This window comes from Clostridium sp. (assembly GCF_036639235.1).
In the GTDB taxonomy this organism is placed as follows: domain Bacteria; phylum Bacillota; class Clostridia; order Clostridiales; family Caloramatoraceae; genus Clostridium_AB.
The window spans coordinates 30,936-44,513 of the sequence record NZ_JAVWJB010000004.1 but is presented as its reverse complement, the minus strand read 5'-3'; the positions used below and the strand labels follow the sequence as shown (position 1 = coordinate 44,513).

General features: G+C 38.1%; 8 protein-coding genes. All 8 read right to left on the bottom strand.

Going from position 1 to position 13,578, the window contains the following annotated elements:
• Positions 1-241 precede the first annotated feature (241 nt).
• Positions 242-1,099, bottom strand: coding sequence for a YitT family protein (locus RR539_RS02055; protein WP_332474481.1), 858 nt, complete (start codon positions 1,097-1,099; stop codon positions 242-244).
• 113 nt (positions 1,100-1,212) lie between these two features.
• Positions 1,213-2,403, bottom strand: a complete 1,191-nt coding sequence (tuf, locus tag RR539_RS02050; RefSeq protein WP_332483361.1) for an elongation factor Tu — start codon at positions 2,401-2,403, stop codon at positions 1,213-1,215.
• A gap of 59 nt (positions 2,404-2,462) precedes the next feature.
• Positions 2,463-4,535 carry an elongation factor G gene (fusA, locus tag RR539_RS02045; protein WP_332483367.1) on the bottom strand — a complete coding sequence of 691 codons (2,073 nt, stop codon included), beginning with the start codon at positions 4,533-4,535 and terminating at the stop codon, positions 2,463-2,465.
• 92 nt (positions 4,536-4,627) lie between these two features.
• Positions 4,628-5,098, bottom strand: a complete 471-nt coding sequence (gene rpsG, locus RR539_RS02040; protein ID WP_332483366.1) for a 30S ribosomal protein S7 — start codon at positions 5,096-5,098, stop codon at positions 4,628-4,630.
• A gap of 143 nt (positions 5,099-5,241) precedes the next feature.
• On the bottom strand, positions 5,242-5,619 hold the full coding sequence (gene rpsL, locus RR539_RS02035; protein ID WP_332483365.1) for a 30S ribosomal protein S12: 378 nt from the start codon (positions 5,617-5,619) through the stop codon (positions 5,242-5,244).
• Positions 5,620-5,688: 69 nt separating this feature from the next.
• Positions 5,689-5,928: a ribosomal L7Ae/L30e/S12e/Gadd45 family protein gene (locus tag RR539_RS02030; protein WP_332483364.1), complete on the bottom strand. Its 240-nt coding sequence runs from the start codon at positions 5,926-5,928 to the stop codon at positions 5,689-5,691.
• A 147-nt stretch (positions 5,929-6,075) separates the two neighbouring features.
• The gene (gene rpoC / locus RR539_RS02025) at positions 6,076-9,609 is read right to left on the bottom strand and encodes a DNA-directed RNA polymerase subunit beta' (protein ID WP_332483363.1); all 3,534 of its coding nucleotides are present in this window, start codon (positions 9,607-9,609) and stop codon (positions 6,076-6,078) included.
• 38 nt (positions 9,610-9,647) lie between these two features.
• Positions 9,648-13,349: a DNA-directed RNA polymerase subunit beta gene (gene rpoB / locus RR539_RS02020; protein WP_332483362.1), complete on the bottom strand. Its 3,702-nt coding sequence runs from the start codon at positions 13,347-13,349 to the stop codon at positions 9,648-9,650.
• Between the last annotated feature and the right edge of the window lie 229 nt (positions 13,350-13,578).

Below are 13,578 nucleotides of genomic sequence, written 5' to 3'. Positions count from 1 at the left end.
AATGTAGATGTTTCAAGTGTTACGTGAATTTCTTTTTTTGTTTTTAGACAAAACATTTTTGTTCCGTTTTTTATTGTAGCACTATTTTTTTATTAACACAACCTAATCTTTAAAAACATTATTTTCTATTTTTATACTTTTTACAATCTACAAATAATTTATAAGTAAAAAATAATAGATGTATATTAACTTAGTTTAATAATACATCTATTATTTATAGTAGTTATTTTAAATTTTTTAATTAATGAATAGCTTTCTTACTGTACTTTTTACCAATCACTTCAACACTATCTATAGTAACTAGTGCATTATCATCTATACTATTTACTATCTCCTTAAGTTTTGCAATTTCAAGACGTGTTATTACTACATATATAACCTGAGTTGGCATTCCTTTATATCCACCACGTCCATCTATAAGGGTGACCCCTCTACCAAGCCTTGCCATTAATGCATCAGCTATATCTTCATACTTATTAGAGATTATCATCGCAGCCTTTGATTCATTTAATCCTTCTACTGTTACATCAATTACCTTGTATGCTATAAAATAAGCAATTAGAGAATACATTGCTCTATCCCATCCAAATAGTATTCCAGAACTTCCCAATATGAAAATATTAAAAAACATTACAATTTCACCAACCGAGAAACCTGTTCGCTTGTCCATAATAATTCCTATTATTTCAGTTCCGTCAAGTGATCCACCATTTCTGATTATCATACCAACTCCTACACCTAGAATTATTCCTCCAAATATAGCAGCTAAAAGTACATCATCAGTTACAGCAGATTCTACTTTTATTACTGCAAGTACTATTGAAAATGTAGCAATTGAAAATAAACTTGATATGGCAAATGTTTTACCGATGTGTTTATACCCTATTACTAGAAAAGGTATGTTTAGAATAAATGTAAATAGGCCAAGTGGAATACTTGTTATATAGCTTGCCATAATGGAAACCCCTACTACACCTCCATCAATTATATTATTAGGTATTAAAAACATTTTTAATCCTACTGATGCTAGTATAGATCCTACTATCATAAAAATTACCCTTGAAGTGATTTTTACAGCCTTGGTTCTTTTTTTATCCATTTAACCCCTCCTAAAAAACTCTTCCTATATATATTATAAACTAAAATTATAAAAAATTATAAAAAAAAGAGAAAAGATTTCTCTTTTCTCTTTCTATAAAGAAATAGAATTACTTAGGCGATTGATGATACAACACCAGCTCCTACTGTTCTTCCACCTTCTCTGATTGCGAATCTTAGACCTTCTTCCATCGCTATGTTGTTGATTAGCTCAACGTTCATATTGATGTGGTCTCCAGGCATACACATTTCTACTCCGTCTGGAAGTGCGATTGATCCTGTTACGTCTGTTGTTCTGAAGAAGAACTGTGGTCTGTATCCGTTGAAGAATGCAGTATGTCTTCCTCCTTCTTCCTTCTTAAGAACGTATACTTGACCTTCGAACTTGCTATGTGCTACTACTGATCCAGTCTTAGCTAGTACTTGACCTCTTTCGATGTCATCTCTAGTTACTCCTCTTAGTAGTGCTCCTATGTTGTCTCCAGCTTGAGCTTGGTCTAGTAACTTTCTGAACATTTCTACTCCAGTTACTACTACCTTTCTTGTTTCTTCTGATAGTCCTACGATTTCAACTTCGTCTCCTACCTTTAGAATTCCTCTTTCTACTCTTCCAGTTGCAACTGTTCCTCTACCAGTGATTGTGAATACGTCTTCTACTGGCATTAGGAATGGCATATCTGTTGCTCTTTCTGGTGTTGGGATGTACTCGTCAACCTTAGCCATTAGCTCATGGATACATGCTGCTGCATCTGCATCTGTTGGGTTTTCAAGTGCCTTTAGTGCTGATCCGATTACGATTGGAGTATCATCTCCTGGGAACTCGTATTCGTTTAGTAGCTCTCTGATTTCCATGTCAACTAGTTCGATTAGTTCTGGATCGTCTACCATGTCTGCTTTGTTTAGGAATACTACGATGTATGGTACCCCTACCTGTCTAGCTAGTAGGATATGCTCTCTTGTTTGAGGCATTGGTCCATCTGCTGCTGAACATACTAGGATAGCTCCGTCCATCTGTGCAGCTCCTGTGATCATGTTCTTTACGTAGTCAGCGTGTCCTGGGCAGTCAACGTGCGCGTAGTGTCTTGTTTCTGTTTCGTACTCTACGTGTGCAGTGTTGATTGTGATTCCTCTTTCTCTTTCTTCCGGTGCCTTATCAATTGCGCCGTAATCTTGAGCTTGAGCTCCTCCAGTTTGTGCTAGTACTGTTGTAATAGCCGCTGTAAGAGTTGTCTTACCGTGGTCAACGTGACCTATTGTTCCAATGTTTACGTGTGGCTTATTTCTTTCGAATGTTGATTTTGCCATTTTAAATTCCTCCTTAATATATAAGATATATATCTTAATAAGTTAAATATTTAAATTAATTACTTCTTGTTCCCTATAATTTCAGCTCTTACGCTTGCAGGAACTTCTTCGTAGTGATCGAACTCCATTGAGTAAGTACCTCTACCTTGTGATCTTGAACGAAGAGTTGTTGAGTAACCGAACATTTCTGAAAGTGGTACGAATGCTCTAATAACTTGAGCTCCTCCTCTTGCTTCCATTCCTTCGATTCTTCCTCTTCTTGAGTTAAGGTCTCCAATAACATCTCCCATGTATTCTTCTGGAACTGTTACTTCAACCTTCATGTATGGCTCAAGTAGAATTGGCTTAGCTTTTTCCATAGCATTCTTAAATGCCATTGATCCAGCGATCTTAAACGCCATTTCTGATGAGTCAACATCATGGTATGATCCGTCAACTACTGTTACCTTACAGTCAACAACTGGGAATCCAGCGATGATACCGTTAAGCATAGCTTCTTGGATACCTTGGTCGATTGGTCCGATGTATTCCTTAGGAATTGATCCTCCAACAACCTTATTATGGAATTCGTATCCTGTACCTGCTTCAAGTGGCTCTAGTTCAATCCAGCAATGTCCGAATTGTCCCTTACCTCCAGACTGTCTTACAAACTTTCCTTCAGCCTTAACAGCGTTCTTGATAGTTTCTTTGTAAGCAACCTGTGGAGCACCAACGTTACATTCAACTTTGAATTCTCTTTGAAGTCTATCAACGATGATTTCAAGGTGAAGCTCACCCATACCAGCGATGATAGTTTGTGCTGTTTCTTGGTTAGTCCAAGTCTTGAAAGTTGGATCTTCTTCAGCAAGCTTAGCAAGTGAAAGACCCATCTTTTCTTGAGCAGCCTTAGTCTTTGGTTCGATAGCTACTGAGATAACTGGCTCTGGGAATTCCATGCTCTCAAGTACTATTGGAGCGTTTGGATCACAAAGAGTATCTCCTGTAGTTGAATCCTTAAGACCAACAACTGCACAGATGTCTCCAGCTCTAACTTCTTCGATCTCTTCTCTGTGGTTAGCGTGCATCTTTACAAGTCTTCCGATTCTTTCTCTCTTACCCTTATTTGAGTTAAGAACATATGAACCTGAAGTAAGTACACCTGAGTATACTCTTGTGAAAGCAAGCTTTCCTACGAATGGATCTGTCATTATCTTGAATGCAAGAGCTGCAAGTGGTGTGTCATCGCTAGCCGGTCTTGAATCCTCTTCGTTAGTGTCAGGGTTGACACCTTGGATAGCAGGAATATCAAGTGGTGATGGCATGTAAGCTACAGCTGCATCAAGCATTGGCTGAACACCCTTGTTTTTGTATGATGAACCACATACAACTGGAACCATATCATTAGCTATAGTAGCTTTTCTGATTGCAGCGTGGATCTCTTGTTCAGTTAATTCTTCACCTTCTAGGTACTTCTCCATTAGAACTTCGTCAGTTTCTGCAACTGCCTCAAGAAGTGCTGTTCTGTATTCTTCTGCAAGTTCCTTCATATCTTCAGGAATTTCAGTAGTTTCGATTTCTTTACCAAGGTCATCCTTGTAAATTTCAGCATTGTTCTTGATAAGGTCAATGATACCTATGAAAGTTTCTTCCTTCCCTATTGGAAGTTGTATTGGAACTGCATTCGCTTTAAGTCTTGATTTCATCATGCCAACAACGTTGTAGAAGTCTGCACCCATGATATCCATCTTATTTACGTATGCCATTCTTGGAACACCGTACTTTTCAGCCTGTCTCCATACTGTTTCAGATTGAGGTTCAACCCCACCCTTTGCACAGAATACAGCAACAGTTCCGTCAAGTACACGTAGTGATCTTTCAACTTCAACTGTGAAGTCTACGTGTCCTGGTGTATCTATGATATTAATTACATGGCCATTCCATTGAGCTGTAGTCGCAGCTGAAGTAATTGTTATACCTCTTTCCTGCTCCTGTGCCATCCAGTCCATTGTAGCTCCTCCATCGTGTGTTTCACCGATTTTATGAGTTCTACCTGTGTAGAATAGTACACGCTCTGTAGTTGTAGTTTTACCTGCATCTATATGGGCCATAATACCTATGTTTCTTACTTTATCTAAAGGACATTGTCTTGCCACAATATTTCCTCCTCTCGGTTTATGGTTTTGTGTAGGTAGTCCCAAACCCTAAACATAATATGTTTAGGGTTAGAACTTTTATCTGGTATTTATTACCACTTATAGTGAGCAAACGCCTTATTAGCTTCTGCCATTCTATGTGTATCTTCCTTCTTCTTATATGCTGATCCTGAGTTGTTAGCTGCATCTAGGATTTCTCCTGCAACTCTCTCGCTCATTCTCTTTTCGCCTCTTTTTCTAGCAGCGTCGATCATCCATCTAAGTCCAAGTGTTTGTCTTCTCTCAGCTCTAACTTCTATCGGAACTTGGTAAGTTGCCCCACCAATTCTTCTTGCCTTAACTTCTAAAAGTGGCATTACGTTATTCATAGCCTCGTCGAAAACTTCAACTGGGTCCTTCCCAGTCTTTTCTCTGATTATTTCAAAAGCATCGTAGCAAACTTGTTGTGCTACTCCTCTTTTTCCATCCAGCATAACTTTGTTTATAAGCTTAGTAACAACTTTGCTTCCGTATATTGGATCTGCAAGTACGTCTCTTTTTGGAACATGTCCTTTTCTTGGCACTTTTCTTCCCTCCTTAACATCAATTATTTTCATCGGTACTCGGCTTTTAGCCGTAAAGCGCTCTGTAAATGCAATCTATATTAACCCTGAAGGAATTATTTCAATTTGCATTGCACATAGCACATAATTAATACTCAATCAAATTACTTTTGCTTTGGTCTCTTAGCTCCGTATTTTGATCTTTGTTGCTTTCTATCAGCAACTCCAGCGCAGTCTAGAGCACCTCTTACGATGTGGTATCTAACCCCTGGAAGGTCTTTAACTCTTCCACCTCTTATAAGAACAACGCTGTGCTCTTGTAGGTTATGTCCTTCTCCTGGAATGTAAGCTGAAACTTCAATTCCATTTGTAAGTCTTACTCTAGCAACCTTTCTTAGGGCTGAGTTAGGCTTCTTAGGAGTAGAAGTCTTAACTACTGTACAAACTCCTCTTTTTTGTGGACACTCCTTAAGAGCAGGTGAGTTTGACTTCTTTTCAAGCTTTGCTCTACCTTTTCTTACTAGCTGATTAATAGTTGGCATACGTGCACCTCCTTCCAAATTTAAGCACAAATATATAGTAAGCTACTATAAATAATAGCTACATAGCAATTACTCAATAATTGTACAAGCTGCTGCAGCACTCACATCTATATTACATAGCTGACCAAGTTTCTGCATCGTAGGTATCATTATAACCTCTACCCCCTGTTGTTTACAACAGTCAAGAATTGGGTTTAATACCTTTTCTTCTGCATTTTCAGCAAGATATACTATCTTCACCTTAGCAGATTTAACAGCTTTAATAGTTTGTTTTGCTCCAACAATTCTAGTGTTAGGCAATTTCTCCATTACTCTTATCCCCCTCTCCATAATAACAAAGACAATCTCTGTCAATTTTCGAGGTAATTAAGTTAAGTGTTGGCGGTAGTCGTTAAAACTCCACCGCCGTTTTCACACAATCTTAATTCTATCACCTAAAGTACCCAGTGTCAATAATTATAGAATTTCTTCTGCTTCCACAATTTCTTCTTCTGGCTTATCGCTTTTCACTTTAATACTTCTATATCTTGTCATACCAGAACCTGCTGGTATAAGCTTACCAATAATAACATTTTCCTTAAGACCAACAAGTGGGTCAACTTTCCCCTTAATTGCTGCATCTGTAAGTACTCTTGTAGTTTCCTGGAATGATGCTGCTGATAGGAATGAATCTGTTGCAAGTGCAGCTTTAGTAATACCAAGAAGGGCTGTTTTTCCAACTGCTGGTCTTAGTCCCTGAGCTTCAACTTTTTTGTTTTCTTCATCAAATTCAAACATATCTACTAAGCTACCGTGTAGAAGATCAGTATCACCTGGATCTTCAATCTTAATCTTTCTAAGCATTTGCTTAACGATTACTTCAAGGTGCTTATCGTTGATATCAACCCCTTGTAGACGGTAAACTTTTTGTACTTCTGAAAGAAGGTAGTTCTTAACTCCCTCAACTCCCTTAATCATAAGGATGTCGTGTGGGTTAACTGAACCTTCAGTTAATACATCTCCAGCTTCGATCATCTGACCATCAAATACCTTAATTCTTGAACCATATGGTATTAGGTATGACTTTTCTTCGCCATCTGCTGCTATAACATTAACAGTTCTCTTTCTTCTCTCTTCAATAACTTTAACAGTACCAGGAATTTCACTAATAATTGCAAGTCCCTTAGGTTTTCTAGCTTCAAATAGCTCCTCAACTCTAGGAAGACCCTGCGTGATATCAGCCCCAGCAACTCCTCCTGTATGGAAGGTTCTCATTGTAAGCTGTGTACCTGGCTCACCGATAGATTGGGCAGCAACAATACCTACTGCTTCACCTATATTAACCTTTTCAGCTGTACCCATGTTCATACCATAACACTTAGAACATACTCCGTATCTAGTATTACATGTAAATACACTTCTTATACCAACTTCTTCAATACCAGCTGCAACAATCTTGTCTGCATCCTTATCAGTAATGAATTCGCTAGCCTTTATAATTAATTCCCCAGTTTCTGGGTGTTTCATATCTTCTAATGTGTATCTTCCTACAAGTCTATCCTTTAGGCACTCAATAACTTCGTTACCTTCTTTGATTTCCTTAACGTAAATACCATTATTAGTTCCACAGTCTTCTTCTCTAACAATAACGTCCTGTGATACGTCAACAAGTCTTCTTGTTAAGTATCCTGAGTCCGCTGTTCTAAGAGCCGTATCTGCAAGACCCTTTCTAGCACCGTGTGTTGAAATAAAGTACTCAAGTACATTTAGTCCTTCACGGAAACTTGCTCTGATTGGAAGCTCGATGATCTTACCTGATGGGTTAGCCATAAGTCCTCTCATACCGCAAAGCTGTCTAATCTGGTTCTTTGAACCTCTGGCTCCAGAGTGAGCCATCATGAATATTGGATTATATTTATCAAGTCCGCCCATTAGAGCATCTGTTACTTGTTCAGTTGTCTTAGTCCAAGTATTGATTACCTTTTCATATCTTTCTTCTTCTGATATGAAACCTCTTCTGAACATCTTTGTAATGTTATCAACTGTTGAATCTGCTTCCTCTAGAAGTTTTTTCTTCTCACCTGGGATAATCATGTCAGATACAGAAACTGTAATAGCCCCTATAGTTGAATAATGGTATCCAAGTGACTTTATGTTATCTAGAGTTATAGCTGTAGCTGTAGGTCCATGTTTCTTATAAACCTTCTCTACAATATTACTTAACTGCTTCTTATCAACTAGGAAATCAATCTCAAAATCAAATTCCTTGCCTTCCTCATCTCTATTAACGAATCCAATATCCTGTGGAATTGCTTCGTTAAATAGAACCTTACCAACAGTAGTATCAACAAGCTTGCTCTTAACTTCACCATTAATTTCCTTAGTAACTCTTACCTTAATAGGTGCGTGTAATCCAAGTTCCTTAAGCTGATATGCAAGTATAGCCTCTCCTGGTGTTGCAAAGTATTTACCTTCACCAATTTCACCTGGTTTTTCAAGTGTTAGGTAGTAAGCTCCAAGTATCATATCCTGTGAAGGAACAGCAACTGGCTTACCATCTGATGGCTTAAGTATATTATGAGCTGCAAGCATTAAGAATCTAGCCTCAGCTTGAGCTTCTACAGATAGTGGTACGTGTACCGCCATCTGGTCACCGTCGAAGTCAGCGTTGTAAGCTCCACAAACAAGTGGGTGTAGCTTAATTGCACGACCTTCAACAAGTATTGGTTGGAACGCCTGAATACCTAGTCTGTGTAGAGTAGGAGCACGGTTAAGTAATACTGGATGATCCTTGATTACTTCTTCAAGAATATCCCAAACTTGACCATTAACTCTTTCTACCATTCTCTTAGCATTCTTAATGTTATGAGCAACTCCCTTTTCAGTAAGTCTCTTCATAACAAATGGCTTAAACAGCTCAAGTGCCATTTCCTTAGGAAGACCACATTGGTATATCTTAAGTTCTGGCCCAACAACGATAACTGAACGTCCTGAGTAGTCAACACGCTTACCAAGAAGGTTTTGACGGAATCTTCCCTGCTTACCCTTAAGCATGTCTGATAGAGACTTAAGTGCTCTATTTCCAGGCCCAGTTACAGGTCTTCCACGACGACCGTTATCAGTTAATGCGTCTACTGACTCTTGTAGCATTCTCTTTTCATTTCTAACGATAATGTCAGGTGCCCCAAGGTCTAGTAGTCTCTTAAGTCTGTTGTTTCTATTGATAACTCTTCTATATAGATCATTAAGGTCTGATGTAGCAAATCTTCCACCATCTAATTGAACCATAGGTCTAAGATCTGGTGGGATTACCGGTATAACATCTAGAATCATGTTAGCAGGATCATTTCCTGACTTTCTAAATGCTTCAACAACCTCAAGTCTTCTTATAGTTCTAACTCTTTTTTGACCTGTACTCTTCTCAAGCTCAACTTTTAGTTCAACTGATAATGATTCAAGTTCAATATCTTGTAGAAGCTGTTTAACAGCTTCTGCTCCCATGCCAGCTTTAAAGCTACCATAGCCGTACTTTTCAACTGCTTCTCTGTATTCCTTATCATTAAGAAGTTGGTTCTTAACAAGGCCTGATTCCATAGGATCAATTACTACATAGGCAGCAAAGTAAAGTATCTTTTCAAGAGATCTTGGTGACATATTAAGGATAAGTCCCATTCTTGATGGGATACCCTTAAAGTACCAAATGTGAGATACAGGGGCAGCAAGCTCTATGTGCCCCATTCTTTCACGTCTTACCTTTGATTTTGTGACTTCAACGCCACATCTATCACAAACGATACCTTTGTATCTTACTCTTTTATATTTACCACAGTGACATTCCCAATCCTTCATTGGTCCAAAGATTCTTTCACAGAATAGACCGTCTTTCTCTGGCTTTAATGTTCTATAGTTAATTGTTTCAGGTTTCTTAACTTCTCCCTTAGACCATTCCCTTATCTTCTCTGAGGAAGCTAAACCAATCTGGATGGAGTCAAAATTATTTAGTTCGAACAAGGGGACATCCTCCCTTCAATTTATAAATTTATACGATTTTACATATCCATATTATCTAAATCTTCTGGGTCTATTTCCATCATACCTTCTATTGATATAGCCTCGTCATCTATATCATCTTCAGCGTACGTTGGAATGCTTTCTTCTATAACTTCTACTTTTTCAGTAGGTATGTTTTCACCATTGTCTTCCATTGTTGATTGGATTTCTTCTAGATCGTCCTCAATGTCTTCTCTAATTGAGATTTCTTGATTATCGTCTGAAAGAACCTTAACATCAAGACAAAGTGATTGTAGTTCCTTAATAAGAACCTTAAATGATTCTGGAACACCTGGTTCTGGGATGTTTTCTCCCTTAACAATTGCTTCATATGTTTTAACACGTCCTACAACGTCATCTGACTTAACTGTTAGAATTTCTTGTAGTGTATGTGCTGCACCGTATGCTTCAATTGCCCAAACTTCCATCTCTCCAAATCTCTGTCCACCGAACTGAGCCTTACCACCAAGTGGCTGCTGAGTTACTAGTGAGTAAGGACCTGTTGAACGAGCATGTATCTTATCGTCAACAAGATGGGCAAGTTTTAGGATATACATGTAACCAACTGTTACTCTATTATCAAATGGTTCTCCTGTTCTACCATCAAACAGAACAAGCTTTCCATCTCTATCAAGTCCAGCCATTTCAAGACAATCTTGAATGTCAATCTCTGAAGCCCCGTCGAATACTGGAGTAGCAACATGCCATCCCATTCTACTAGCTGCAAGACCTAAGTGAACCTCAAGTACCTGACCGATGTTCATACGTGATGGAACCCCTAGTGGGTTAAGAACTATTTCAAGCGGTCTACCGTCTGGCATAAATGGCATATCTTCTGCAGGTAATACCCTTGAGATAACCCCCTTATTACCGTGACGACCAGCCATCTTATCTCCAACTGAAATCTTTCTCTTTTGAGCAATGTATACTCTTACAAGTTCATTAACTCCTGGTGGAAGTTCATCGCCCTTTTCTCTATTAAATACCTTAACATCAACTATAATTCCAGCCTCACCATGAGGTGCTCTTAGTGATGTATCTCTAACTTCTCTAGCCTTCTCACCGAAAATAGCACGTAATAGTCTTTCTTCAGCAGTAAGCTCAGTTTCTCCCTTAGGAGTAACCTTACCAACTAGAATATCTCCTGATCTAACTTCAGCACCAATTCTAATGATACCTCTATCAGTAAGATCCTTAAGAGCATCTTCTCCAATGTTTGGAATATCTCTTGTTATTTCTTCAGGCCCTAGCTTAGTATCTCTAGCCTCACACTCATATTCTTCAATATGGATTGAAGTAAATACATCATTCATAACTAGGTTTTCTGAAATTAGAATAGCGTCCTCGTAGTTATAACCTTCCCATGTCATGAATCCCATAAGAATGTTCTTACCAAGAGCTATTTCACCAAGGTCAATTGATGGACCATCCGCAATTATATCACCCTTCTTAACCTGATCGCCTTCAGTAACGATTGGTCTTTGGTTGATACAAGTACCTTGGTTAGATCTCTTAAACTTGATTAGTCTATATGAATCTATCTTACCATCCTCATCTCTTCTGATTTGGATGTTATCTCCTGTAACCTTTATTACTGTACCGTCTGCCTTAGCTAGAGGAATAACCCCTGAGTCCTTAGCTGCACGATGCTCAATACCAGTACCAACTATAGGTGCTGCTGGCTTGATTAGTGGAACTGCCTGACGCTGCATGTTAGAACCCATTAGTGCACGGTTCGCGTCGTCATTTTCAAGGAACGGTATCATTGCCGTTGCAACTGAAACTAGCTGTCTTGGTGATACGTCCATAAGGTCAACTTCATTAGGAGATACAACTAGTATATCCTTCTTAGCTCTTACAGTAACTCTCTTGTCAACGAATGTACCATCTTCATTAAGTGGCTCATTAACCTGAGCTACTACAAAGTGATCTTCTTCGTCTGCAGTAAAGTACTCAACCTTCTCTGTAACAATTCCTCTCTTCTTATCAACTACTCTATAAGGAGCTTCAATAAATCCATATTGATTAACCTTAGCGTAAGTTGCAAGTGAGTTAATAAGACCGATATTCGGCCCTTCTGGCGTCTCTATAGGACACATTCTACCATAGTGTGAGTGGTGAACGTCTCTAACTTCGAATCCAGCTCTCTCTCTTGAAAGTCCTCCAGGCCCTAGGGCTGAAAGTCTTCTCTTATGAGTTAGTTCTGAAAGCGGGTTAGTTTGGTCCATGAACTGTGATAGCTGTGAGCTACCAAAGAACTCTTTAATTGACGCAACAACTGGTCTAATATTTATTAATGCCTGTGGAGTTACAACATCAAGATCGTGAATAGTCATTCTTTCCTTAACTACTCTCTCCATTCTTGAAAGACCAATTCTAAATTGGTTTTGTAGAAGCTCTCCAACAGATCTTAGTCTTCTATTTCCAAGATGGTCAATATCATCTACATAACCAATTCCATATGATAATGTGAATTCGTAACTAATAGTAGCTAATATATCATCCTTAACAATATACTTTGGTATAAGTTCGCTTAGCTTTTCTTTGATAGCAGTCTTAACTTCTGCTTCTTCGCTAACCTCACTTAGTATTGCCTTAAGAGTTGGATAATGTACCATTTCCTTAATATTAAGGTCAGTTAAATCATAAGGTAGTCCAATCTTATGTATATCTACAAAATTGTTACCTACTGCTTTTACTCTTGTGTCTTCAACAATTAGATCAACAGCATTAATACCTGCGTTTTGAATTGCTAGCGCAGTTTCTCTGTCAATCTTTTGACCAGCTTCTATAAATATCTCACCTGTTTCTGGATGAGTTACTGTATCTGCTGATACATGATTCATAATTCTTGTTGAAAGCGCAAGTTTCTTATTAAACTTGTATCTACCAACCTTTGATAAATCATATCTCTTAGGGTCAAAGAATAAACTCTCTATTAGAGCTGTTGCACTTTCGACTGTTGGAGGCTCGCCTGGTCTTAATCTCTTGTAGATTTCAACTAGTCCTTCCTCGTGTGTCTTTGTGTTATCCTTTTCCATAGTTGCAGTAAGACTTTCAGTTTCACCAAGGAATTGAACAATCTCACTATCGCTACCTAGACCTAGTGCTCTAACAAATACTGATAGAGGAAGCTTTCTTGTTTTGTCTATTCTTACATAAACAATATCGTTTGAGTCAGTTTCGTACTCAATCCACGCACCTCTATTAGGTATAACAGTTGCTGAATGTAGTCTTTTTCCAGACTTATCAATAGACTGTGAATAGTAAACACCAGGAGATCTAACTAGCTGGCTTACTATAACTCTCTCAGCTCCGTTAATAATGAAAGTTCCTTGTTCAGTCATTAATGGGAAATCACCCATAAAGACTTCTTGATCCTTAACCTCACCTGTTTCTTTGTTGTAAAGTCTAACCTTAACCTTAAGTGGAGCTGCGTAATTAGCATCTCTTTCCTTAGACTCTTCAACTGTGTACTTAACGTTATCATAATCAAGCTTGTAATCGATAAACTCAAGAACTAGATTACCTGTATAATCTGTAATTGGGCTAACGTCATCGAATACCTCTCTTAGACCCTCATCTAGGAACCACTTGTAAGAGTCAATTTGTAGCTCGATTAGGTTTGGCATATCTATTACTTCTTTAATTTTTGAGAAACTCATTCTGGTTCTCTTGCCAACCTTAACAGGATGTACCATTAAAATCTCACCCCTTATGCAAAGTTAAATGACTAAATTCATTTAAAAACTTAATTTTTAATAAATTAGCCATCTTTTATTTTTGACAAAATTATTTTGATATATAAGTCGTATGGGGAAAATAAACACAAATTCCCCCATTATCAGCATTTTAATATACTAACATACCTAGTTTTTTATGTCAAGTAATAATCTATACTTCTTAACTAGGTAATACAAGCATAGATAA

Coding starts and splice junctions, on each gene's coding strand:
- rpsL (WP_332483365.1), bottom strand. CDS start 5,619: ATGCCAACTATTAATCAGCTAGTAAGAAAAGGTAGAGCAAAGCTTGAA.
- rpoB (WP_332483362.1), bottom strand. CDS start 13,349: ATGGTACATCCTGTTAAGGTTGGCAAGAGAACCAGAATGAGTTTCTCA.
- RR539_RS02055 (WP_332474481.1), bottom strand. CDS start 1,099: ATGGATAAAAAAAGAACCAAGGCTGTAAAAATCACTTCAAGGGTAATT.
- tuf (WP_332483361.1), bottom strand. CDS start 2,403: ATGGCAAAATCAACATTCGAAAGAAATAAGCCACACGTAAACATTGGA.
- RR539_RS02030 (WP_332483364.1), bottom strand. CDS start 5,928: ATGGAGAAATTGCCTAACACTAGAATTGTTGGAGCAAAACAAACTATT.